At 69.7% G+C, this 23,673-nt stretch carries 20 protein-coding genes; 13 read left to right on the top strand and 7 right to left on the bottom strand.

Annotated features, from left to right (window positions below; translation table 11 throughout):
- Window positions 1-61: 61 nt before the first annotated feature.
- Window positions 62-4,015: a type VII secretion protein EccCa gene (gene eccCa, locus BLV57_RS34625; RefSeq protein ID WP_176968938.1), complete on the bottom strand. Its 3,954-nt coding sequence runs from the start codon at window positions 4,013-4,015 to the stop codon at window positions 62-64.
- A gap of 147 nt (window positions 4,016-4,162) precedes the next feature.
- Here eccCa and BLV57_RS34620 point away from each other — a divergent pair, with 147 nt between their 5' ends.
- The 5 genes from BLV57_RS34620 (at window position 4,163) to BLV57_RS34600 (ending at window position 8,181) form a co-directional block, all read left to right on the top strand.
- A complete protein-coding gene (locus BLV57_RS34620) occupies window positions 4,163-4,921 on the top strand; it encodes a WXG100 family type VII secretion target (RefSeq protein WP_091296550.1) in 759 nt (252 codons plus the stop codon).
- A 68-nt stretch (window positions 4,922-4,989) separates the two neighbouring features.
- Window positions 4,990-6,021 (top strand): WXG100 family type VII secretion target, encoded by a 1,032-nt coding sequence (locus BLV57_RS34615; RefSeq protein WP_091296847.1) that lies wholly within the window; start codon window positions 4,990-4,992, stop codon window positions 6,019-6,021.
- 18 nt (window positions 6,022-6,039) lie between these two features.
- Complete coding sequence (locus tag BLV57_RS34610) at window positions 6,040-6,369, top strand: YbaB/EbfC family nucleoid-associated protein (RefSeq protein ID WP_245757633.1); 330 nt, start codon at window positions 6,040-6,042, stop codon at window positions 6,367-6,369.
- Window positions 6,366-7,742 (top strand): type VII secretion integral membrane protein EccD, encoded by a 1,377-nt coding sequence (gene eccD / locus BLV57_RS34605; protein ID WP_091296547.1) that lies wholly within the window; start codon window positions 6,366-6,368, stop codon window positions 7,740-7,742. The genes BLV57_RS34610 and eccD overlap by 4 nt, the downstream gene beginning before the upstream one ends.
- 106 nt (window positions 7,743-7,848) lie before the next feature.
- A complete protein-coding gene (locus BLV57_RS34600) occupies window positions 7,849-8,181 on the top strand; it encodes a hypothetical protein (RefSeq protein ID WP_091296544.1) in 333 nt (110 codons plus the stop codon).
- Here BLV57_RS34600 and BLV57_RS34595 read toward each other — a convergent pair.
- Window positions 8,178-9,251, bottom strand: a complete 1,074-nt coding sequence (locus BLV57_RS34595; protein WP_425426061.1) for a type VII secretion protein EccE — start codon at window positions 9,249-9,251, stop codon at window positions 8,178-8,180. The genes BLV57_RS34600 and BLV57_RS34595 overlap by 4 nt on opposite strands.
- A 133-nt stretch (window positions 9,252-9,384) precedes the next feature.
- Between BLV57_RS34595 and eccB the strand changes: the two genes are divergently transcribed.
- The 3 genes from eccB to BLV57_RS34580 all read left to right on the top strand — a co-directional run bounded on the left by eccB (window position 9,385) and on the right by BLV57_RS34580 (window position 13,416).
- Entirely contained in the window at window positions 9,385-10,791 is a 1,407-nt protein-coding gene (eccB, locus tag BLV57_RS34590; protein ID WP_091296539.1) for a type VII secretion protein EccB, read from the top strand.
- Window positions 10,792-10,794: 3 nt separating this feature from the next.
- Entirely contained in the window at window positions 10,795-11,460 is a 666-nt protein-coding gene (locus BLV57_RS34585; protein ID WP_091296537.1) for a response regulator transcription factor, read from the top strand.
- A 141-nt stretch (window positions 11,461-11,601) separates the two neighbouring features.
- Window positions 11,602-13,416, top strand: a complete 1,815-nt coding sequence (locus BLV57_RS34580; protein WP_091296535.1) for a hypothetical protein — start codon at window positions 11,602-11,604, stop codon at window positions 13,414-13,416.
- Between the two features lie 299 nt (window positions 13,417-13,715).
- Here the strand turns inward: BLV57_RS34580 and BLV57_RS34575 are convergent, their stop codons facing one another.
- The gene (locus BLV57_RS34575) at window positions 13,716-14,906 is read right to left on the bottom strand and encodes a glycosyltransferase (protein WP_091296533.1); all 1,191 of its coding nucleotides are present in this window, start codon (window positions 14,904-14,906) and stop codon (window positions 13,716-13,718) included.
- 167 nt (window positions 14,907-15,073) lie between these two features.
- On the opposite strand from BLV57_RS34575, the gene BLV57_RS34570 reads away from it, so the two are divergent.
- Window positions 15,074-15,907 carry a maleylpyruvate isomerase N-terminal domain-containing protein gene (locus BLV57_RS34570; RefSeq protein ID WP_091296531.1) on the top strand — a complete coding sequence of 278 codons (834 nt, stop codon included), beginning with the start codon at window positions 15,074-15,076 and terminating at the stop codon, window positions 15,905-15,907.
- Here BLV57_RS34570 and BLV57_RS34565 read toward each other — a convergent pair.
- The gene (locus BLV57_RS34565; RefSeq protein WP_091296529.1) at window positions 15,904-16,698 is read right to left on the bottom strand and encodes a carbon-nitrogen hydrolase family protein; all 795 of its coding nucleotides are present in this window, start codon (window positions 16,696-16,698) and stop codon (window positions 15,904-15,906) included. The genes BLV57_RS34570 and BLV57_RS34565 overlap by 4 nt on opposite strands.
- 73 nt (window positions 16,699-16,771) lie before the next feature.
- Between BLV57_RS34565 and hisD the strand changes: the two genes are divergently transcribed.
- From hisD to hisB, 3 genes are read left to right on the top strand one after another with little or no spacing between them, the layout of a single operon-like run.
- A complete protein-coding gene (hisD, locus tag BLV57_RS34560) occupies window positions 16,772-18,088 on the top strand; it encodes a histidinol dehydrogenase (protein WP_091296527.1) in 1,317 nt (438 codons plus the stop codon).
- A complete protein-coding gene (locus BLV57_RS34555) occupies window positions 18,085-19,176 on the top strand; it encodes a histidinol-phosphate transaminase (protein ID WP_091296525.1) in 1,092 nt (363 codons plus the stop codon). Before hisD ends, BLV57_RS34555 begins: the two co-directional genes overlap by 4 nt.
- Complete coding sequence (hisB, locus tag BLV57_RS34550) at window positions 19,173-19,772, top strand: imidazoleglycerol-phosphate dehydratase HisB (protein WP_091296522.1); 600 nt, start codon at window positions 19,173-19,175, stop codon at window positions 19,770-19,772. Before BLV57_RS34555 ends, hisB begins: the two co-directional genes overlap by 4 nt.
- 61 nt (window positions 19,773-19,833) lie before the next feature.
- On the opposite strand, the gene BLV57_RS34545 is transcribed toward hisB, so the two are convergent.
- Both BLV57_RS34545 and BLV57_RS43480 read right to left on the bottom strand, forming a co-directional pair.
- Window positions 19,834-20,799 carry a serine hydrolase gene (locus tag BLV57_RS34545; RefSeq protein WP_245757632.1) on the bottom strand — a complete coding sequence of 322 codons (966 nt, stop codon included), beginning with the start codon at window positions 20,797-20,799 and terminating at the stop codon, window positions 19,834-19,836.
- Between the two features lie 28 nt (window positions 20,800-20,827).
- A complete protein-coding gene (locus BLV57_RS43480) occupies window positions 20,828-21,043 on the bottom strand; it encodes a hypothetical protein (protein ID WP_176968923.1) in 216 nt (71 codons plus the stop codon).
- Window positions 21,044-21,148: 105 nt separating this feature from the next.
- Here BLV57_RS43480 and BLV57_RS43475 point away from each other — a divergent pair, with 105 nt between their 5' ends.
- The gene (locus BLV57_RS43475) at window positions 21,149-21,307 is read left to right on the top strand and encodes a hypothetical protein (RefSeq protein WP_176968937.1); all 159 of its coding nucleotides are present in this window, start codon (window positions 21,149-21,151) and stop codon (window positions 21,305-21,307) included.
- Between the two features lie 51 nt (window positions 21,308-21,358).
- Here BLV57_RS43475 and BLV57_RS34540 read toward each other — a convergent pair whose 3' ends face one another.
- Window positions 21,359-23,512 carry an MMPL family transporter gene (locus tag BLV57_RS34540; RefSeq protein ID WP_091296517.1) on the bottom strand — a complete coding sequence of 718 codons (2,154 nt, stop codon included), beginning with the start codon at window positions 23,510-23,512 and terminating at the stop codon, window positions 21,359-21,361.
- Between the last annotated feature and the right edge of the window lie 161 nt (window positions 23,513-23,673).

The raw sequence follows: 23,673 nt of genomic DNA, 5'->3' as shown, positions 1-23,673 counted from the left end.
TTAATCCCCGTCTTGACGTCCGGTAAGCGCCGAAAGTCGTGGGCCGCTCAGGTGACCCCCCTCACGAATCGGCGGGTTTCGTCCACGCGATCTGGATCAGGCCGGTGCCGTGGCGGCGGCTGACGAGCGTGCCGCGGCCCGGCGGCTGCGGACCCGGTTTGACGTCGCCGAGCAGCACGCCTTCGTCCTTGGAACCCGCCATGACCAGGCCGGGGGAGCCGAGTTCGCGGATGCGCTGGAGCACCGGCTCGAACAGCGCGCGGCCCGCGCCGCCCGCTCCTCGGGCCAGGATGATGTGCAGCCCGATGTCGCGTGCCTGCGGCAGGAACTCCAGCAGGGGCAACAGCGGGTTACGGCCGACCTGGGCGACGAGCTCGTAATCGTCCACCAGGATGAACAGTTCCGGCCCTTTCCACCACGAGCGGTTGCGCAATTGCTCGGCGGTGACATCGGGGCCGGGCAGCCTGCCGCGCATCGCCTGTTCGCATTCCTTGATCAACCCGGTCAAGACGGTTTCCGAACCCGCGTAACCGAGCAAATGCCGTCCGGTGACCGCGTCGAGCAGGCCGCGCCGGTAATCGGCGACCACGATCGCGGCTTCGTCGGGGGTATAAGCGGTCATGATGCCCTGCGCGAGCGCGCGCAGCAGCGAGCTCTTGCCGGACTCGACGTCGCCGAACGCCAGGAAGTGCGGATCGGAGCCGAAATCGAGTGCCACCGGCCCGAGGTTCGACTCCGCGATGCCGAGCAGCACCTGCTTGCCGGGCGCCGCAGGCAGCGAGTCCAGCGGGATCTCGGCGGGCAGCAGGCGGACCTGGGGCGCGCGCATTCCTTGCCACGCCAGCGAAAGCCGCTCGACGAGGTCGACGCCACCGTCGCCGATCGTGGCCGGACGCTGGTCGGAGTCGACGCGGGGGAGCGCGCCGAGGAAGTGCAGCTTGTCCGCGGTGAGCCCGCGCCCCGGCGCGTCGGCCGGCACGTTCTGCGCGGTCTTGCGGTCGATGATCGAGTCGGCCGGGTCGCCGAGGCGCAGCTCGAACCGGGTGCCGATGGCGTCGCGCAGCGGCGCGCGGATGCCCATCCACTGGTTCAGCGAGATGATCACGTGGATGCCGAACCCGAGCCCGCGCTGAGCGAGCGCGGTGATCTGCTCTTCGAGCTTCTCGTATTCCTGCCGGATGGTCGTCCAGTTGTCCACGAACAGGAACACGTCGCCGAATTCACGGCCTTCGCGGCTTTCGGTGAAGTCCGCGCGCCGCTCGCGGAAGGTCGCGATCGACTCGATGCCGTGCGCGGCGAAGAACTCCTCGCGCTGTTCGAGCAAGGTGGTCAGCTCGGCGACCACGCGGCGGCACCGCTGCGCGTCACGCCGCGTGGCGTAGCCGGAAGTGTGTGGCAGCCCCGAAAGCGGGGCCAGCGCGCCACCACCCATGTCCAAGATGAACAGCTGGACCTCGCGCGGGGTGTGTGTCAGCGCGAGCATCCCGGCGATCGTGCGCATCAGGATCGACTTGCCGCTCTGCGGCGCGCCGACGATCAGGGCGTGGCCCCCGGCACTTGCGAAGTCGGCCCACAGCATGTCGCGGCGCTGCTCGAACGGCTTGTCCACCAGCGCGACCGGGATGGTCAGCCTGCCGTTGCCACCCCAGCCGAGCGGGCACAGGCCACGCTCGGGATCGATGCCGAGCGGCGGCAGCAGCTGGTCCAAAGTGGGCGGTTCCTGCAACGGTGGCAGCCAGATCTGGTGCGCCTCCGGACCTTTGCCTTCCAGCCGCGAGACCATCGCGCTCATGATCGTCTCGGTTGGACTGTCCGAAGTAGACACTGTGGACTCTTCGGCGGCGATCATCGCGGGGATCTCGGCGGGCAGCTCGACGGGCGCGAGCGTGAACGGCAGCACGTTCGAGTTCTTGGCGGCCGCGGCGGCGACCAGGTTGCGCGGCGGCAGGTCACCCGAGACATAGGCGGCCTTGAGCCGGATCAGCGTGTCCGTGTCGACCTTCAGGTAGGCCGAACCCGGCACCGACGGCAGCTGGTACGCGTCCGCGACACCGAGCACCGCGCGGCTTTCCTGCGCGGAGAACGTGCGCAGGCCGATCCGGTAGGACAGATGCGAATCGAGCCCGCGCAGGCGGCCCTCTTCGAGCCGCTGCGACGCGAGCAGCAGGTGGATGCCGAGCGAACGCCCGAGCCGTCCGATGGTGACGAACAAGTCGATGAATTCGGGGCGTGAAGAAAGGAGCTCCGAGAACTCGTCGATGATCACCAGCAGTGACGGCAGCGGCTTGAGGTTGACGCCGCTCTCGCGTGCCCTCTCATAGTCGCGCACCGAGGCGTAGTTGCCCGCCGCGTGCAGGAGTTCCTGACGCCGCAACACCTCGCCGTTGATCGCGTCCGCCATCCGGTCGACCAGTGAGAGGTCGTCGGACAGGTTGGTGATGACCGCGCAGGTGTGCGGCAGCCCGGTCATGCCGGCAAAGGTCGCGCCGCCCTTGAAGTCGATCAGCGCCAGGTTCAGCTTCTCCGACGAGTGCGTGACCGCCAGCCCGACCACGAGCGTGCGCAGCAGCTCGCTCTTGCCGGACCCGGTCGCGCCGATGACCAGGCCGTGCGGGCCCATGCCGCCCTCGGCGGACTCCTTGAGGTCCAGCTCGACCGGGCGGCCCTCGGGGTTCACGCCGAGCGGGATGCGCAGCCGGTCACGCGGCGCGCGCGGCGCCCAGGTCACGGCGGTGTCGGTGTCGCGCGGGTCGCCGATGCCGAGCAGGGCGGCGAGCCCGAACGTCGCCGACATCGGCGTCTCGCTGACCACGGCCGTGCCCTGGTACAGCGGGGTGAGCATGCGGGCCAGCGCCTCGGCCGAGCCGCGGTCGAGCGCGTCCGGCTTGCCCAGGAAGCCCAGCCGGACGTCGTTTCCCTCGCCGACGACCATGCCGAGCTGGCCGGGACCGCTGTGCAGGCACAGGATCTGCTCGGTCGACGACGCGCGCGGCTGCTCGGTGCCGACGTCGAGCACGGTGATCCCGAGGTGCCCGGTCTCGGTGATCAGCCGGGGCTCGCCGTACGTCTGGCCGCCGTCGACGATGACCACGATGTGCGGGTGGTCGGTGCTCTGGCCCTTGCGGCTGAACGCCGGGCGTTCGCCGAGGTCGTTGCCCAGCAGCTCACCGAGTGTCTTGACGTTGTCGGCCACCAGGCGGCGCGGTCCCGCCGCGTCGGCGGCCGTCGACGCGGTCGCGTGCGGCAGCCACTTCGCCCATTCCCAGTCGTGCAGCCGGTTTCCGGCGACGCACAGCGCGATCCGCAGATCGGTGGGTGAGTGAAAGGTCACCAGCTGCGCGAGCAGCGCGCGCGTGAGGCCGAGCGTGTCGGGGCGCCTGCCGGAGAGATACACGGCCGCGAACGAGCGCAGCGAGATGGCGACCGGCAGGTCGTTCACCGTGGAGTAGGTGCGGATGAAGTGCTTGAGGCTGGTGGAGGACACCGGGTCGAGGTCTTCCAAAGGCACGGTCTGCGGCGCGCGCAACGGCGTAATCAGCCGTTGTGGCCCCGTTCCGACGCGGATTTGGCCGAACTGCGGCGCGGAACGCCGCCGATCCCACAGTTTCCCGGCCTCGACGTAGGCCCACAGGTCGGCCGGATCGGGCTGCAGCGAGATCATCTCGGCGCGCTGATCGTCGGCGATTTCCCGGACCTGGCCACGCAGACCGGCCAGATAACGCTGGTAGTCACGGCGTTCCTCGTTGACCGCCGCCTTTTTCGCCGCGCCGCCCCGGCCGAGCGACATCACCACCATGCCGCCCATCACCACGACGAACAGGCCACCGAAGATCCAGGTCATCGCCCCGCCGTCGCGTCCGATGTAGACGAACGACATCGCGCCCATGCCCAGCATCATCGGCAGGAACATGAGCAGCTGCAGCATTCCGCCCGACCCGCCCTTGGGGATCATCGGCGGGGACTGCAGGACGATCTCGGCTGGCTGCTCGCCGATCATCGGCAAACGCTGGGACATCAGTGGCGATCCTTGGTGGTCGTGGGTACCCTGCCGATCATTTTGGCCACTTCTTCACGCGGTGCGGTGGGTACTTTTGCCGTCCGCTCCGCGCGCGGGCCGAACCTACGCTGGCGTATCGAGTGGAGATGGGCGGGAAGGAGGGTCATGGAGTACCGGGCGCAACCCGAAGCGATGCGGTCCACCGTCGGGAACGTCGGCGGCATCATCGTGCAGGGCATCAACGTGGTCTCCGACCTCGAACGCACCATCATCGCCCCGGTGTCCTTCGCCGCGCTCGGCGGCGCCGTGGCCACCGCCAACGCGTCGATGCAGAGCTACCAGGTCACCGCGCTGCGCAAGCTGCTCACGCTGCTGCAGCAGGTCAACGATCTCGTCAAGCGCAGTGCCGACGAGTACGACGCCGCCGACCGCGCCGTGGCGGGTGCGTACGGCGGCGGCAACGGCGGTGGCCTGATGGCGAAGATCTGGGGAACCCCGCATCAGGCGTCCGAGCTGGCCACGGCGGCGATCAGGGACAGCGCGGGCGCGGCGGGCGAGCCGGACTCGGTCGGGAACGTGCTGCGCTACCTGGGGGACGCGGGTCTGGGGCAGCTCGGCGAGTATCCCGTGGCCGCGGCCCGGTTCCACGGGGTGACCGATTTCAACGACTGGCTCGGCGGCAACGCCGACAACCAGGCCAGGATCGGCGTCATCGAGGTGTACGCGGGCACCGCGCGGGGGTTCGGCGACGTGCCGGGCGGGGTGCACAGCGGCGATGTGGTCGTGGTCGAGCCGGGCCTGTTCACCGGCGGGCGGCCGTTCATCGGCGTCGCGGGTGACGGCGGGCTGTTCTACAACCACGGTGTCGTCGACCCCGGCATCCGCGGCCTGGCCAACGTCAGTGTCTACCGGCCGGCTTCTTGAGTCTTCCCGTGTCTTTGGCAGCCACCTTCCAGAGAGGTTGAGTAGTGATCTATCCCAACTCCAGCGCCATGGACGCCACCGCGGCTTCCGGCGGGCCCATCACGGTGCTGCCGCAGATCTACACCGGCCAGCCGGAGCAGATCGCGAAGCACGTCGCCGAGCTGCTGAAGAAGGCCTCCGATTTCGTCGGGCTGTACACGGACTTCAAGAAGGCCGCCGACCAGCTGTCCAAGACCTGGTCTGGCGCGGCCTCGCAGTCGGCGCTGAAGAAGATCCACGACTCGCTCGAATCGCTGACGAAGATCATCGGGGTGGTGCAGAAGGGTGCCGAACTGCTGGGGGTGTCCGGCACCCTGATCAAGACCGCGCAGGCGGCCTACAAGGCGGTCGTCGGCGCGGTCAACCCGATCGTCGCGGGCCTGATGTCGAACCCGTGGACCTACGGCGCCGCGGTCGCTTTGTCGACGGCGACGAGCGCGACGCTGCGCGCGTTCATCACCGCGATCGGCGCGCTGCTCAAGGCGCTCGGCGTGGTGCAGCTCGCCAACCAGATCAGCCAGCTCGCCACCATCATCGGTGACATCGAGAAGCTGTTCGGCAGCAAGAGCACGACCCCCGCCGCCGGTGGCGCCGCGTCGACCGCGGGCAACACGGCGATCTCCGGCACCCCGGTGACCTCGCCGCAGGCGCCCGCGCCGGTCGCTTCGGCGTCCGGGCAGGCCGTCGCCGGTGGCACCGGCGCGACCGGCCCGGCGACCGCGCCGCCGTTCACCCAGTACACGCCGCCCGCGCTCGGCGGTGGCGGCGCTTCCTCGGGTGGCGCCTCGCCTGATTCGTGGATCCCGGTCAACGGCGGTTCCGGCGCGACCCCGCCCGCGACCACGCTCCCCGCGAACGGCGCGACTCCGCCGGTGTCCGCACCCGTCACCCCGCCGGCCTCGGCCCCGTCGAACGGCCACGTGATCATCACGACCGACCTGACCACCGGTCACTCGGAGATCCAGGCGCCGGCCGGGCAGGACGCGAAGGTCGACATCGACATCACCTACAACGGCCAGCACTACTCCGAGCACGTCAACTACGACGTGGCCAACAGCTAGTCCAGGAAGGTTCTCCCGTTGAACACCGATCCTTACGCCGTGCCGGACATGGACGAGCTGCTCGAGCAGGTGCGCCGCCAGACCGAGGAGGTCCAGCGGATCCAGCGCTCGGTCGAGGCCATGGAGGTCAAGGCGCACTCGCGGAACAACGAGGTCACCGTGACGCTGCGCGGTGACGGCCGGTTCACCTCGATCGACATCGATCCCGAGACCGTCCGCCGCTACGACGCCCGCAACCTCGGCGAGATCGTGCTCGAAGCGGTCAACAACGGCCTGCAGAAGCTGGCCGAGAACTCGGCGGCGAAGTTCGCGCCGGTGATCGAGCAGGCCGGTTCGCTCGAGTCATGACAGCGGCGGTCTCCTCCGGCTCGACCCGGCGCGTCACGGTGGTCACGCCCCGCGCGCGCGTCGATGTCGCGCTGCCACCCCAGAGCACGTTCGCCGAGCTCGTGCCGCAGCTGGTCCGGCTGGCGGCGGCCTCCGGGCAGGCGTCGGCCGACCATCCCGGCTGGGTGCTGTCCCGGCTGGGCGGCGCGCCGCTCGCGCTCGGCCTCAGCGTCGCCGCGGCCCAGATCCGTGACGGCGAAGTGCTGCATCTGACCCCGCGGGAGCGCCCGCGGGGTCCGCTGCTGTTCGACGACGTGGTCGACTCCATCGCCAGCGTCGCCGAGTCCGGCACCGGCGCCTGGACCCCCGCGATCGCCCGCCGCGGCGGGATCGCCGCAGCGGTCGTGTCACTGCTCGGTGCGGCGGTGCTGTTGCAGACCTCGGCGGCCGGGACGGTGCTGGCGCCGATCGGCACCGGGCTGCTGGCCGTCGTTCTGCTTCTGGGCGGCGGTGCGCTGAGCCGTGCTTACGGCGACGCGGGCGCCGGTGCGGCCGGCGCTTTGGCCGGAGTCGGCGCGGCCCTGCTCGCCGGGATGTCGGCGCTTCCGCCGCATGCGCCGTTTTCGCTGGCAGCCGGTCCTTTGGGGGCAGGGCTCGCGACGGTGACCGTGTACGCCGTGCTGGGCGCGGTCGTCGTCGCCGACCGCTTGCCGTGGTTCGTCGCGGTGGCGGGTTCCGCTGGGCTCGGGGCGTTGACGACGGCTTTCGTGTTGCTGTTCGACGCCCGTCCGGTCGCGGCCGCTTCGGTGCTCGCGGTGCTGGCCACGGCTTTGGCCGCTGTCGCGCCGATGCTCGCGCTGCGGCTGGGGCGGTTGCCGTTGCCCCGCGTGCCGGATGACATGGATTCCTTCCGTGCCAACGAACAGCCGTCGCTGGGCGCGGACATGGTCGGGCAGACGGCTCGCGCGCAAGGGTTGCTGAGCGGGCTGCTGTTCGCACTCGGCCTGCTGATGCTGGCGTCGTCCGTGGTGCTTTCCTCGGGCGGGCCTTGGGAAGGCGGGCTCGTCGCGCTGCTGGGGATCACGTGGATGCTGCGGTCGCGGTCGTACGCGGGCGCGGTGCAGCGGATCGTGCTGGTGGCTTTCGGCGGTGCCGCCTTGGTGTGCGCGGGGTTCTGGCTGGTGTCGCGGGGCGCGCCTGAGTTCCTGTTCGCGGCGGGCCTGGCGGTGGCCGTCGCCGCGGTGGTGTGCCTGGTCTACGCGGGGCGGGTCGCGCGCGGGGTGCGTTCGCCTTACTGGGGCAGGCTTTTGGACGTGACCGAGTTCTTGGCGCTGCTCTCGCTGGTGCCGTTCGTGGGCATGATCGCCGGCGTCTACGAGGCCGTCCGAGGCTAGGGGTCGGGATAAAGCGGGCTTTATATCGGGACGCTTTTCCCCGATATAAAGCCCGCTTTATCCCGTTCTGGGACCCCTCCCCGGCCGGGCTTCCTACGCTGCGGCCATGACGTTCAAGTGGGTACCACCGTTGCTCCTCCTGGCAGCGTGCGGCTCCGGAGGCGGAGGGCTGCCCGCCGCCGCCGACGGGACCAATCTCGCCGCCTGCTCCGACGGCAGCTGCGAGGTGCTGGTCAAGACCGGCGACCGGATCCCCAATCAGAAACTCGGCCCCGTGCTGGTGACCGTCAAGGAAGACCGGGTAGAGGTCTCCGGCGGGATCAACGTCAGCCTTTCGGCCTCGGGCATCGCGGACCGGACGCTCAACCTCAACGGCGAGTCCTTCAAGATCATCGCCGTCAAAGATGGCCAAGCCGTCGTAAAAGTCGGGAAGCCTTAAGAGACCAGGGCGAGCGGCAGTGAGCGCCGGACGCCCGAAGCGTGACGGCCGTGCAGCGGGACCGCGCGGATGCCCAGTTCCGAGGCGCGCACCTCGCCGCCGACGCGGATCACCACGTCGGCCTTCTCCTTGCCGCCCGGGGTACGGCGGAGCGTGTACGAGCTGGCCGTGAACGCCGCGGCCGGGACGAAGACGTCGAGCGCGCTGACGGCGTCGTGGTCGGCCACCGGCGCGAAACAGACCTGCGTCGCCTGGCCCGCCGTCCAGGAGCGCCACGCGTCGGTGGGCTCGGCCTGGCGGCCCGCGCCCAACGCCACGCGGAGTTCTTCGGCGAGTTCGTTCGCTTCGAGAACGGTGCTCTCGTAGCCCGCCTCGGCGAGTGCGCCCATCAGGCCGAGCGCGGCGCAGGCCGTGCTGCGCAACGCGCCGAGTTCGCCGCCGCCTCGGGCGAGCGCCGCGACCGGCGCCTCGTCGGGGCGGTAGCGCACGGTCAGCCAGTGCACCCGGTACGGCTTGCCGGTCTGGCCGCGGGCGACCGTCCAGGTGAGCAGTTGCGCGGTCGAGAGCGGGATGTCGGCGCGGCGGTAGGTGTCGCGCAGGATGCGCACGACCGTCGCGGTGTCGGGGGTCATCGGGCCCTTGAGTCGGACGATCGCCGACCAGCCGCCGTCGATCTCGGCGACGCCGAAGCGGTTGCCAGCGCGATCGACGTGCTGGCGCACCTTCAACGCGCCCGCGACGCGGTGCAGCGGGTCGGGGCTGTCTCGCCTGCTGTCGTGACGGCGCAGGCGATGGCCGAGCCAGGTGAACGCCCAGCCCGCCAGATGCTTTCCCGCGATGCGCACGGAGGTCGTCACGAAGATCAGCCCGGCCAGCGCGGCGACGGTGATCTGCGTCGGCCGCGCGACGCCATCGACCGTGTAGGCCAGCAGCACCGCGAGCGCGGCGATCTCCCAGATCGCGACCTGGATGGCGCGCACCGGCAAGATCCACGGCGCGTTCGCCACCGACATTTTCGGCCTAGCCGCCCGCGGTGTGAGCACCCCGCTCGCGGGCGCGTCCACAGACACAGCGCCACCCCTTCCTGACCACAGGCAACGTTATCGGGCAACGCGTTTCCCGCTGCCGGAAAAATTGCCCACACGTGCGCGGGTTATCCGCGCCTAACATGAGCCCCGGGTCGAAGAGCGGGGGTTAAGAAGGGTGTGGACGCAGCGAGATCAGATCCAGGCGTATCAGTTCCTGCGCCGGAGACTGGTTTCGGCGCTGGTGGCCGCCGACGCGAACCATCCGGTTTCGCCGAGCAGGCGCCTGGTACTGGGCACGGTGATCGGTGTGGCGGTGATGCTGCTGGTCACGGCCGTGTTCGGGGTGATCGGCCTGCTCAAACCGTCCGGTGGCAAGGACTGGCTGGCAGGCGGGCACGTCATCGTCGAAGAAGGCACCGGAGCCCGGTACATCCTCGGGCAGGACAACGCGCTGCATCCGGTGCTGAACTACGCCTCGGCGCGGCTGCTCGCCGGCGGTAACGGCGACGCGACCGTGTCGGTCTCGGCGAAGAACCTCGCTACCGCACCGCGCGGCGGCGGTGTCGGCATCGCGGGCGCGCCCGATTCGCTGCCCGGCGCGGGCAATCTCGTGACGAGCCGGTGGAACAGCTGCTCGAAGACCACGCCGGACGCGCCGTCCTCGGCCGAGCCGACGTCGGTCGTCGTGCTCGGCGCCGCCGCCACCGGCCGCGAGGTCGGATCGGCCGAGGGGCTGCTGGTGCGCCTCGCGGGCGGCGAGAGGTACCTCATCGCGGGCGGGCAGCGGTACAAGCTGAGCGCGGACGCGAGCGCGGCGCTCGGCTACGACGCCGGTTCGGCCGTCGTGGTGTCCAGCCGATGGCTCAACACCGTGCCCGCCGGGCGCGACCTGAGCTTCATCGCGGTCGCCGACGCCGGGCGCGCGGGGCCGAAGGTGGGGGCCGCCACCACGAAGGTCGGCCAGATTTTGGTGGTCAACGACGCGGTCACCGGCACCGCGGCCGGTTACTATCTGGTGCGCAAGGACGGGCTGCAGGTCGTCACCCAGACGGAAGCGGCCCTGATCATGGCGGCACCCGCCAACTCCGACGCCTACGAGAAGCCGGGAACGACGGTCGTGAAGGCCGCCGAGGTGGCGAAGACCGGCCGGGTGACGGCGGAGAACGCGGGTGGCTATCCGGGGCGCATCCCGGCGCTGCTCACGGTGACCGGGGGCGTCGTGACGGTCTGCGCGGAGGGCGACGGCGCCGGTCCCGCCAGGATCGTGCTGTCCGGCGCGCCGCCGGGCGGGCGGACGATAGCGGTGCCGAAGACGGACTCCCGCGCCGCGGACGAGGTGTTCGTGCCGCCGTCCGGGGGAGCGGTGGTGACCGAGCTGATGGGCTCGGGCACGGTCTACCTGGTGACCGACACGGGACTGAAGTATCCGGTGGCGAGCGCGCAGGCGCTGGCCGCGCTGGGCTACGGAGCGGTGCGGAAACAAGCTGTTTCGAGTGGTTTGCTGGGACTGGTGCCAACCGGGCCCGCGCTGGATCCGGCCGCGGCCGCCCAGCTCGTGGCCCCGGTGGCAGGAGCGGGGTGAGGGATGACTGAGCAGCAGCCGGTGCGGCGTGAACGCATCAAGGTCGGGGTGATCGAGGACCACCCGCTGTACCGGGACGCGGTCGCGCGCGTGCTGGCCGAGGCCGACGACATCGAGCTCGGCGCGGTCGAGGACTCGGTGGCGAAGTTCGCGGTCAGCAAGCAGCCACCGGGCAGCGTGATCGTGCTCGACCTGAAGCTGCGCGGGGTCGCCGACGCGGCCGCCGTGCTCGAGGTCAACGGCATGGGGCACAAGGTGCTGGTGGTGTCCGCGCACGCGGGCAAGAACGAGGTGCTCGGCGCGATCGGCGCCGGCGCGCACGGCTACCTGTCCAAGGACGCCGACGGCGAGGAGATCCTGCGCGCGATCAGGACGATCCACGCAGGCAACACGTACGTGTCGCCGACCTTGGCCTCGATGGTCATCGACGCTTCGCACGACCGCAACGCGGGACCGCGGATCGACCTGTCCAAGCGCGAGCGTGAGGTGCTGAAGCTGGTCGCGGGCGGCGAGCGGGACGTGGACATCGCCGAGGACCTGGGCATCAGCGTGCGGACCGTCCGGTCGTACCTGGACCGCATTCGTGACAAGACCGGCGAGCGCCGCCGGGCCGGGCTGACCTTGATCGCGATCAAGGAAGGCATCGTCCCGGAGCCCGCGGTGCACTGAGTTTCGACAATTACCTAACGCCCCTTCCGGAATTTGTTTCGGAAGGGGCGTTCGTATTCCGGTGAACGGGCCATTCCCGTCGGTGACCATTCGCGCTAATCTGCGGCGTCCCTGCTCATTCGCCGAACGCGGAGCCCCCCAATGAGATTCCTGCTGTCGCTGGTGCTCGCTTTGTGCGTGCTCACCCCGCCCGCGAGCGCGGCGGCACCACCGAGTGGGACATGGGAATCGGTCGGCCCGAATACGACCGGCGGATACCTGGCTTTCACGAGCGCCAAACCGTCGCGGATTTACGCGCAGCCGCCCGCGGATCATCGGTTGTATCGGTCCGACGACCGCGGCCACACCTGGCGGCAGGGCGGCCTGTACCCCGGCGGCTATCTCAGGGGCACCAAGCTCGCCGCCGACCAGCGCGACCCCGACCTCATTTATGTCGCGGGCTATGTCGGCGGCGGCGGTCAGGGCGCCGTGTTGCGCAGTACCGACGCGGGAGCGACATTCCAAGCGGTGCTGACAATGGACGGCGACGTCAATGACGTGCTCATCGCGAATGGTCAGGTGTACGCGTCGGGCACGAAAGGCGTGTACCGCAGTTCCGATGGCCGGAAATGGAAGCTGATCGCCGGTTCCCCGGCGGAGGCCGACAGTTTGCGCGCAGCCGGATCGGATTTGTTCGTCACCGCGGGCCACGATCTGTTCGTCATCCGGAATGGCAAGAGCACGAAAGCGCCGGTGGTGGCGGGTTCCCAGCTCACCGTGCACGGCGACAAGGTGCTCACCGGCGGTGGCTCTTCTAGCGGCGTGCACCTTTCCGCAGACCGGGGCGCGTCCTGGCAAGAGGTGAAAGGACCGTTCTCGGGCTGGATCCTGTTCGCCGCGCTCACCGTGACCGGTGACCTTCAGGTCGAGAGCCTCCACGGGCACTGGGTGAGCACCGATCTCGGCCGCACCTGGCGCGCCACGCAAGGCCTGGCCAAGCTCGACGTCTACGAAGACCTCGGCAGCTTCCCCGACCGCCCGGCCGAGCAGGTCGTCTACGGCAGCGGCGGCATCTACACCACGACCGACGCGAACACGTTCCAGCGCATCGGCCTGCCGGCCGGCGTCGTGTATTCGCTGGCCATCAGCGGCGAGTCGCTGATCGCGGGCACCATGGTCGGCTCGTTCCAGACCACGCTCCCCGCCCGCGACCAGGAATGGGGCTTCGACGGCAAGGCGCCCGCCGCCATCGGCAACCGCGTCGGCGCGCTCGCGGTGAACCCCGAATCGCCGAACGTGGTGCTGCGCGGGCGAAACGGCTACCGCGGCAGCAACGACACGATCTTCCTGGAGCGCTCCGAAGACTCGGGCAAGACCTGGACGCTCCTCACCGCGGTCGACGGCAACACCAAGTCCATCGCGATCCACCCGGCGTTGCCGCGCAAGCGGACGTACGTCGCCGCGTACCTGGTCAACGCCTTCTACTTCAGCGAGGAGGCGGGCGATTCGCTGGTGCCTCGCATCCACGACGAGCTGCGTGGCGTGAAGGCGATCGCGATCGACCAGCACGGGCTCGACTCGGTGTGGATCGGCGACGTGAGCGGGCTCTACCACAGCGACGACACCGGGATCACCATGACGAAGGTGCTCGACGGCACGGTCGACGCCATCGCGATCGAGGGCGAGCGCGTGGTGGTCGCCGTCGGCCAGTCGGTGCGGGTGAGCACCGACGGCGGCAAGACATTCAAGTCCTACCCGACGCCGCGGCTGTCGGCGCTGACCTTCGGGCGCGGCGGGGTCTTGTACGCGGCTTCGAAGGAGTCGCCGGTGCTGCGCAGCTCCGACGGCGGGCGGACCTGGTCGAAGCTCGGCGGCGCGCCTTCGACCGAGTCGGTGGTCGCTTCGCCGGACGGGACTTGGGTGTTCGCGGGCACCAACGACGGCTCGGTCCAGCGCCTTCGGGTCAAGGGCTCGTGAGCGTCGGGGCGGTTCTGCTGAAGGAAAGCCCAAGGTGGCGCGCTCTTCGAGATGGGGTTTGTGCGAGTGGTGATTTTGCTGCATCTAACGGAGTGGAGTTACCACTCGCGCATGTCTCTTGCTCGCGTGCGGCGGCGGAACCCCCTGGCACACGGTCTGGCCTGAGATTCGGGGGTCGTGAGCGTTGCGGGCGGTTCTAACCGCCCGCAACGCGCACGAGCCCTTCGCGCTGGTGCGCTTGCCCCTAAAGAGGTCGTGAGTGTTTAGGCCGGTTAGAACCGGCCGGAACACTCACGACCCTAGGTGAGCAGGCGCGCGGCGACGTCCGTGCCGTCGGTGCGGACGCCGTCGGCGACCAGCTTCGCGTTGGCCGCCACCTCCGGTTCCAAGGCCCGCGTGAGGGCCTCGGTGAGCGAAGCCGCAGTCGGCGCGCTTCCCGCGTGCGCGACGCCGATGCCCAGTGAGTAGACCCGGTCCGCGAGGTAGAACTGGTCGCTGTGCTGCGGGATCACCACCTGCGGCGCCCCGGCGCGGGTGGCCGTGGTCGTCGTCCCGGCGCCACCGTGGTGGACGACCGCCGCGACGCGCTGGAACAACGCCTGCTGGTTGACCTCGCCGATCGACAGGCAATCTGGCGCGTCGTCCGGCAGCGAGAGATCCGCCCAGCCCCGCAGCACGATCGCGCGCCGCCCGAGCGCGCGGGCCGACTCGATCATGGCCCGGCTCAGGTCCTCAGGCGCGCGGATGCTGCCGAAGCCGAAGTAGACCGGCGGCTCGCCCGCCTCCAGGAACGCCTCGATCTCGGCGGACAGCGGGCGCTCGTCCGGCAGGATCCACGCACCCGTCTGCGTCACCTCGAGTCCGTCGGCGGGCAGCCACGGTGCCAGCACGGGGTCGGCGGCCAGCCACGGCTTGTCCGTGAACAAATGGCTCCGCACGTCGGTGACCGGGGCCAGCCCGAGCGCTTCCCGGTGCGCGTTGAGCGGGTCGCGGAAAATGGCGTAGCGGTGCTGGTCTCGCTCCCAGAGTGTCGTGTTGTCGGCGGAACCCGGTTCGTCGCCCAGCATCGGGAAAACCGGCGGCGCGTGATGCGGCGACGGCAGGAAAACCGGGCAATAGGCCGCCATCATGTAGCCGATCCCCATTTTCTCCGCGACCGTCCGGCCCGCGATCACGAGATAGCCGCCCGCCACGATCACATCGCAGCCTTCGGCGGCCGCCGTGATCGCCGTGAACTGGTCGGCGACCGTGGTTTCGATCAGCTGACGCCGCTGTTCCGGCGTGGGCGGCGCGACCATGCCGGTCTTGCCGGTCGAGCGCAGTTCCGGGCCCACCGGGAAGAACGGCACACCCAGGCCTTCGACCTGGTCGCGGAAGTCCGGCGGCGCGCAGACGCGGACCTCCTGGCCGAGCGCCTTCAGGCGGGCGGCGAGCGCCACGACCGGCTGGACATCGCCCCGTGAGCCGATCGTGGACAGCAGAACACGCATTGGGAATTCCCCTCACATACCTCGGTCAAGGTGATCAAGTGTGGACCCGGACCGGGGCCTTGCCGCAAGACCCACCCTCTGCTATACGTTTAAATGGGAAGAAAAGCCGCCATTCATTGAGCACGCGGCGATAATCCCGTCGGCGCGATGTGGTGTTTCCTGGTGGCATGCCTTCGCCGATCTCGGACGCCCAGTGGCACGCCGTGCGTGTCTCGCTCAAGCACGCCGGGGATCGCTTCGCGGAGCTGGTGTCCAGCCGCGACCCGGACGCGAAGGCGACCCAGGATTGGACCGTCGCCGACACGGCGGCCCACGTCGCGGTCATCGCCAAGCTCTACACCGCTCAGATCGGCGCCGAAGAGACTCCGCATCCGTTGCCATCGCTGCGGAGCACGGTGCTCACGACCACGGTCGACACCGTCTCGGATCTCAACGCCACGGCGCTCGCCCGCTTCACCGAGCGCGACACCGGCCGGATCATCGAGCAGCTCCAGGCCGACATCGACGTTATACTCCGGATCAGCGACGGGCTCGACCCCGAGGAGCCGCTGCCCTGGCTCGGTGATTCGCGAGTGCCCCGGGCGGGCGTGCTCGCGCACCTGGTCAACGAGCTGCTGATCCACGGCTGGGACATCGCGCGCTGGCGGATCCCGCCGCAGGACGCGGCGCTGTTCGTCGACCTGTTCCTGGTCGGGCTGCTGCGGCACGACCCCGGGCACCTGCTGGCCAACGACGAGCCGCCCCGAGAACGACGGATCGCGGTGCAATTCCGTTCGGACCACACGAATCCGGTCACGCTGGTGCTGCACCGGGGCAAGGTGACGGTCGAGGATCCCCGCGACGACAACGACGTCCGCCTGCGCTTCGACCCGCCGACGCTCAACCTCATGAACTTCCACCGCGTCAGCAAGGCGCGGGCGGTGCTCACCGGCAAGATCGGCATCAGCGGGCCGAAACCCTGGCTTTTACCGAGGTTCCTGAAGACCGTCCGCTTGCCTTAAAGGCGGCGGTTCGCCAGCGCGCCTGTCGCGATCCGGGCCTTTTCCGCGATTTCGGGATCGATATCCACGACGACCGTTTCCGGAGCGCTGCCCAAAGAGGCGGACATTCGGCCAAAACCGTCGGAGACGAGCGAATGACCGATTCCCGTCGGCGCTTTCGGGTTCACTGTGACACCGGTCGCCGCCGGGTCGGCCTGGCCCACCGCGACCACCCAGGTGCCCGAGTCGAGCGCGCGGGCACGCGCGAGGACTTCCCACTGCTCGCGCTTGCCCTCGCCGGCGCCCCACGACGCCGGCACCAGCACCGCGGCGGCGCCCGCCTCGCCGTGTGCGCGGAACAGCTCGGGGAAACGCAGGTCGTAGCAGGTGGCGACGCCGTACGTGACGTCGTCCACAGTGAACCGCGCCAGTGAGGACCCGGGCGCGACCGTGTCGGACTCGCGGAAGCCGAACGCGTCGTATAGGTGGATCTTGTCGTAGCCGCGGTGCTCGCCGAGCCCGGTGATGAGCAGCGTGTTCTTCACCCGGCCGTCTTCCGACGGCGTGAACATCCCGGCGACGATCAGCACGTCGTACTCGGCCGCGATCCCCGCGACGGCGGTCGCCCAAGGACCGTCCAAAGGCTCCGCGATCGGTCCCAGCGGGATGCCGAACCGCGCCATCGCGGCCTCGGGGAACACCACGATCCGCGCGCCCTGGCCCGCGGCCTCGGCGACACCCTCGCGGATGAGCTTGAGGTTCGTGTCCGGTTCGTCACTGGAAGTGACCTGGCAGAGGCCGATACGCGGCACGGTGGTCTCCCAACATGTGGTGCGGGCGTCACCACGGAGTATGCCCGCCGGGGCCACCTCGTACCCTGGTCCCATGCTGAACCGAACCGACCTGCGAGGGCAGGTCCCGTCCGCCGCCGAACTGCGCGCCACGCTGCCGCGTGCCGAGATCGACGTGGACGCGGCACTGCATCAGGTGCGGCCGGTGGTCGAGGCGGTCCGTGACCGTGGTGTCGAGGCCGTGCTCGAGTTCACCGAGCGGTTCGACAAGGTGCGCCCGGCGAGCGTGCGCGTGCCCCGCGAGCGGCTGGCCACGGCACTGTCCGAGCTGGACCCGCAGGTCCGCGCCGCGCTGGAGGAGTCCATCGCGCGCGCCCGCAAGGTGCACGCCGACCAGCGCCGTGAGGACGTCACGACGACCGTCGTCGACGGCGGCACGGTCACCGAGCGCTGGCTCCCGATCGACCGGGTCGGCCTGTACGCGCCGGGCGGGCTCGCTGTGTATCCGTCCAGTGTGGTCATGAACGTCGTCCCGGCGCAGGCCGCCGGTGTCGAGACGCTGGTGCTGTGCTCGCCGCCGCAGGCAGAGTTCGGCGGGCTGCCGCACCCGACCATCCTGGCGGCCGCCGAGCTGCTCGGGGTCGAAGAGGTCTGGGCGGTCGGCGGCGCGCAGGCCGTCGCGCTGCTCACCTACGGCGGCGTCGACACCGACGGCGCCGAGCTGGTGCCGGTCGCGCTGGTCACCGGGCCCGGCAACATCTACCTGACCGCGGCCAAGCGCATGCTGCGCGGCCTGATCGGCATCGACTCCGAGGCCGGGCCGACCGAGATCGCCATCCTCGCCGACGAGACGGCCGACCCCGCGCACGTCGCGGCCGACCTGATCAGCCAGGCCGAGCACGACACGCTCGCCGCGAGCGTCCTCGTGACCACCTCGCCGGAGCTGGCCGACGCCGTCGACGCCGAGCTGCAGCGCCGCGTCGGCGCGACCAAGCACTCGGAGCGCGTCGGGATCGCGTTGCGGGGCAAGCAGTCCGGCACCGTGCTGGTGTCCACTGTGGAGGATGGCATCCGGGTCGTCGACGCGTACGCCGCCGAGCACCTGGAGATCCAGACGGCCGACGCGCGCGCGGTGGCCGCTCGAGTGCGCAACGCCGGAGCGATCTTCGTCGGTGCGTACGCGCCGGTTTCGCTCGGCGACTACTGCGCGGGCTCCAACCACGTGCTGCCGACCGGCGGGTTCGCCAGGCACTCGTCGGGCTTGTCCGTGCAGAGCTTCCTCAAGGGCATGCACATCGTGGACTACAGCGAGCAGGCGCTGCGCGACGTGGCGTCGAAGGTCGTCGCGCTCGCCAACGCCGAAGACCTGCCCGCGCACGGCGAAGCGGTGACGGCGAGGTTCCCGTCATGAACGAAGTGACCCTCGACGACCTGCCGCTGCGCGAGGACCTGCGCGGCAAGTCGCCCTACGGTGCGCCGCAGCTGGACATCCCGGTCCGGCTCAACACCAACGAAAACCCGTATCCGCCGCCGGACGCCTTGGTGGCCGACGTGACTGAGGCCGTCCGCGAGGCGGCGGCGAACCTGCACCGCTATCCGGACCGCGACGCCGTCGAGCTGCGCCGCGACCTCGCCGCGTACCTGACGACGTCGACCGGCGTGGCATTGACCGAGCGGAACCTGTGGGCCGCCAACGGTTCCAACGAGATTCTGCAGCAAATCCTGCAGGCTTTCGGCGGGCCGGGACGTTCCGCGCTGGGCTTCGAACCGTCGTACTCGATGCACCCGATCATCTCGGCGGGCACGAAGACCGACTGGGTTCCGACGCCGCGCCGTCCGGATTTCACGCTGGACATGGATAAAGCGGCCGAGATCGTCCACACGCGACAGCCGGACGTCGTGTTCGTGACCAGCCCCAACAACCCGACCGGTGGCTCGATCCCGTTGGCGGACTTGGCGGGCGTGCTCAAGGCGGCGCCGGGGATCGTGGTCGTCGACGAGGCGTACGCCGAATTCTCGTCGCAGCCGAGCGCGGTGGAACTGCTCGCCGAATACCCGGCGAAGCTGGTCGTCTCGCGCACGATGAGCAAGGCGTTCGCCTTCGCGGGCGGACGGCTCGGCTACCTCGCGGCGGCGCCCGCCGTCATCGACGCGCTGCAGCTGGTGCGCCTGCCGTACCACCTGTCCGCGCTCACGCAGGCCGCCGCGCGTGCGGCACTGCGGCACGCGGACGCGACGCTGGCGTCGGTGCACAAACTGGCCGCCGAGCGCGACCGAGTCGTGGAAGCCTTGCTGGGCTTGGGTTTCACGCCGGTGCCGAGCGACGCGAACTTCGTCCTCTTCGGACGGTTCGCCGACGCGCCCGCGAGCTGGAAGTCTTATGTGGACAACGGGGTGCTGATCAGGGACGTCGGTATCGAGGGCCACCTGCGGGTGACCATCGGAACCCCCGAAGAGAACGACGCCTTCCTCGAGGCGAGCAAGGAGGTGCCCCGATGACCCGCGTCGGAAAGATCGAACGGACCACGAAGGAATCGTCCATCCTGGTCCAGCTGGACCTGGACGGGACCGGCCAGGTGGAGATCTCCACCGGCGTCCCGTTCTACGACCACATGCTGACCGCGTTCGGCGTGCACGGCTCGCTCGATCTCAAGGTCGAGGCGACCGGTGACGTCCACATCGACGCGCACCACACGGTCGAGGACACCGCGATCGTGCTCGGCCAGGCCCTGCGCCAGGCACTCGGCGACAAGAGCGGCATCCGCCGCTTCGGCGACTCGTGGATCCCGATGGACGAGACACTCGCGCACGCCGCGATCGACGTCTCCGGCCGCCCGTTCTGCGTGCACCTGGGCGAGCCGGAGCAGTTCAACTCGTTCACCATCGGCGGGAATTACCCGTTCGTGCTGACCAGGCACGTGTTCGACTCGCTGTCGTTCCACGCGCAGATCGCACTGCACGTCCGGGTGCTGCACGGCCGCGACCCGCACCACATCGCCGAGGCCCAGTACAAGGCCGTCGCGCGCGCACTGCGTGCCGCGACCGAGCCCGACCCCCGCGCGGGCGGCATCCCGTCCACCAAGGGCGTCCTGTAGCGACCGGGATAAAGCGGGCTTTATCCCACACCGGGATAAAGCCCGCTTTATCGCGTGGGGACTAGCCGCCGTTCGAGGGGCGGTAGGCCGGGGCCGCGGTCAGTGCGCGGGCCGTCGCGGGCGGGGCCAGCTTCTCGACCGCGTCGAAGAACGCGCGGCCCATGACCGCGCGGGCCTCCACGAGCGGGTGGGTCGCGCCGAAGTTCTCGGGCTCGTCGGGCGTGTGCGCGAAGAGCGAGTACGTCAGCACCGGCTTGCCCGCGGTGTCGAAGATGATCCCGGCCTCGTTGCGGCCGTCGTTGAACCAGCCCGCCTTCGTGGCGACCCTGCCACGCTCCACAGAGGACATGTTCCGGCGGATGCCGTCGGTGAACGCGGCCTGCGAGCGCAGGATGTTCAGCAGGTAGTCACCGGAGGCCTTCGACAGCAGCGTCCCGCCGACGAGCGCCTGCAGCAGGTCGTGCGTCTCGCGCGGGGTGGTCTGGCCGAGGAAGAACCGGTTCGGGTTCGCGACCGGCTTGACCTGGGTCTTCGGGAAACCCTTCGCGACCAGGATCTCGTTGATCTCCTTGGACGGTGCCACGAGACCGCACAGCCGCACGCATGTGTCGTCGGAGACGGTCAGCAGCAGCGCGAGCACGTGGCCGAGGGTGATCGAACTCGGGTACGCGCCGTCGAGGCCGAGAATCCCGTCGCCGCCCGCGACGATGATGTCGGCGGGCACGTCGACGCGCTGGTCGAGCTTCAGCAGGCCACGGTCCACTTTGTCCAGTACCGCGGTGGCGACCGCGATCTTGTTGACGCTGTAAGCCTCCACCAGCTCGTCGGCCTTGTCCTCGACAATGGTGGAGCCCGTTACGCTGATGAACGAGTTCCACGTTCCGCCCGCACGCGAAGACTGCTTCTCGTAAACCCGGCGCACCCGCTTCTGCGGTGACGCGGATTCGGTTTCCGCGAGTGCCGGCGTGGCGGTCGCGAGCACGGCGGCCGTCGCGGCGCCCAGTCCCAAGAGGACTCGGCGGTTCACCTGTTCTGCCACAACAATCCCCAATCGATCACAGTGTGAAGACCGAACCGGGCGCCGCGTAGGCGATCGGTCCGGTGTAGACGGTCGACGCCTGCGCCTCGCGAGGCGTCCGCGACGGCCCGGCATAGGTCAGTACGAGCCGTCCGGTGCCCGCAGCGGCGCGCCCTGCGTCAAGCGGCGTCAGATGCACTGGGGACTGCTCCGCGCTATCGGCCTCGCACAGGAACAGGTCGGCTCCACTCACGATCTTAGCCAGACTTTGACATGGTCCGGTGTCACCAGGCCGCGGGCCCGGCGTCGAGCTGCCCAGCACGGTCAGGCTGAGGGTCGTGTGGCACCCTATGGCACCGTGAGCAACGAAATGATCGGAATTCTGCTGCTGGCGCTGGCCGGTTTCCTCATCGGCGGCGTGTACGCGACGTGGAAATCCGTCAAGCTGATGGCGATCGTGCTCGGCCTGGCCGCACTGGTGGCCGCGGGCGCCGCAGTCGCCTGGTTCGTAGGCTGACGTCGTGAGTGATGCCGACGGCCAGAACCGTCGGCATCACTCACGACCCTTTCAGACGGACGCGAGTTCGCGCTCGTCGTCGAGCTTCTTCGTGAGCTGCTCGCCCTCGACGTCGACGTTCGGCAGCACCTTGTCGAGCCAGCGCGGCAGCCACCAGGCGCCCTTGCCGAGCAGCGACATCACCGCGGGCACAATCGTCATCCGGATGACGAAGGCGTCCACCGCGACCCCGAACGCCAGCGCGAAGCCGATCGACTGGATGAGCGAAGACTCGGCCAGCACGAAGCCCGCGAACACGCTGATCATGATCAGCGCCGCCGCCACGACCACCCGCGAGCCGTGCTGGAAGCCGGTGACCATGGCCTCCTGCGGGTCGGCGCCGTGCACGTGCTCCTCACGCATCCGCGTCACCAGGAAGACCTGGTAGTCCATCGCGAGGCCGAACAGCACGCCGATCAGCAGGATCGGCAGCATGCTCATGATCGGGCCGGTCGACTCGACGCCGAGCAGGTCGTTCAGCCAGCCCCACTGGAACACCGCGACCACGGCGCCGAACGTCGCGACCACCGAGCCGAGGAAGCCGAGCGTCGCCTTGAGCGGCACGATGACCGAACGGAACACCAGCATCAGCAGCAGGAACGCGAGGCCGACGATCAGCGCGAGGTAGGGGAGCATCGCGTTGGAGAGCTTCTCCGAGACGTCGATGTTGGCCGCGGTCTGCCCGGTGACGGCGATGCTCGCGCCGGTTTCGGACTTCAGCGACGCGCCCTGGGCGCGGATGTCGGCGACGAGATCCTCGGTCTGCTTGCTGCTCGGGCCGCTCTTCGGGATGACGGTCAGTAGTGCCGTGTCACCCGTCTGGTTGACGCCGGTCGGCTTGACGAACGCGACGTCGTTGAGCGTGCTGAGCTTGGCGACCACCTGCGGCACCGCCTGCGGGTTCGGCATGTCGACGACGACCAGCAGCGGGCCGTTCGCGCCTTCGCCGAAGCTCTTGCTGACGATCTCGTAGGCGCGGTGCTGGGTCGACTCCGGCGCGGCCGTGCTGTCGTTCGGCAGGCCGAGCTGCATGTCGGCGACCGGGATCGCGACGACCGCGAGGCCTGCGACGGCCGCGATCAGCACCGGCCAGCGGCGCTTCGCGACGAACCTGGCCCAGCGCTCGCCGTGGGTGGCCTTGGCGGACTCGTGGTCCTTGCCAGGCTTGATGCGGTTCCTCGCGAAACCGAGGATCGCGGGCAGCAGGGTCAGCGCGATGACCACGGAGATCGCCACGGTGATCGCGGCGGCGACGCCCATCTCGCCGAGGAACGGGATGCCGACGACGGTCAGCCCGGCCAGCGCGATGATCACGGTCAGCCCGGCGAACACGACCGCGCTGCCCGCCGTCCCGGCGGCCCGGCCCGCGGCTTCCTCCAGGGTCCGGCCGATCGCGAGTTCATGTCGATAGCGCGAGACGATGAAGAGCGCGTAGTCGATGCCGACGGCGAGGCCGATCATCAGCGCGAGCACCGGGGTGTTGTTGTTCAGGTCCAGGAATCCGGACGCGGTGGTGATGCCCGCCATGCCGATGCCGACGCCGACGAGCGCGGTCAGCAGCGGGATCCCGGCGGCGATCAGCGAGCCGAAGGTGATCACCAGCACGAGCGCCGCGACCGCGACGCCGAGTCCCTCGGTGGCGTTGGTGACCGGCTGGGTCTGCACGGCGTCGCCGCCGAACTCGACCTGCAGCCCGGCCTGCTCGCCGACCTTCGCGGCCGACTTCAGCGCGGTGCGGTCCTCGTCGGTCAACTCGAAGGCCTTCTCCTTGTAACTGACCTGCGCGAGCGCGACGCGCTGGTCGGGCGAGATGGACTTCATCTGGAACGGGTCGGCGACGTTGACCACCTTCGGCGCGGTCTTCAGCTGCGCGACCACGCGCTCGACGGCGGCCTGGTTGGCCGGGGTGGTGACCGTCTGGCCCGGCGCCGCGGCGATGACCACGCGCGCGGTCGCGCCACCGGCGGCGGCCTGCGGGAACTTCTCGGCGAGCCGGTCGATCGCCTGCTGCGACTCGGTGCCGGGGATGGTCACGGAGTTCGTGAGCTGGCCGGACAGCGTCACGGCGCCCAGGCCGAGGCCGAGCAGCACGGCGGCCCACAGCATGGCGACGAGCGCCCGCCTGCGGAACGCGAACCGGCCGAGCCGGTAGAGGAAGGTGGCCACTGTGGGTGACTCCTTGGAAGAGGTCTCAGTCGATCAGGTGACTCCGAAGCTAGCCGATCGGCAAGGGGAGTCACAAGCCGATCGGCAAGTATTTGACTAGCCGCACGGCTAGCTCTTGGCTAGCCGATCGGCTAGGGAGTCGGCTTGTCGATCGGCCAGAT

The sequence above is a fragment of the Amycolatopsis xylanica genome (genome assembly GCF_900107045.1).
Lineage (GTDB): Bacteria > Actinomycetota > Actinomycetes > Mycobacteriales > Pseudonocardiaceae > Amycolatopsis > Amycolatopsis xylanica.
Note: the sequence above shows the minus strand (reverse complement) of the source record. Positions and strands in the feature narration are given on the sequence as shown.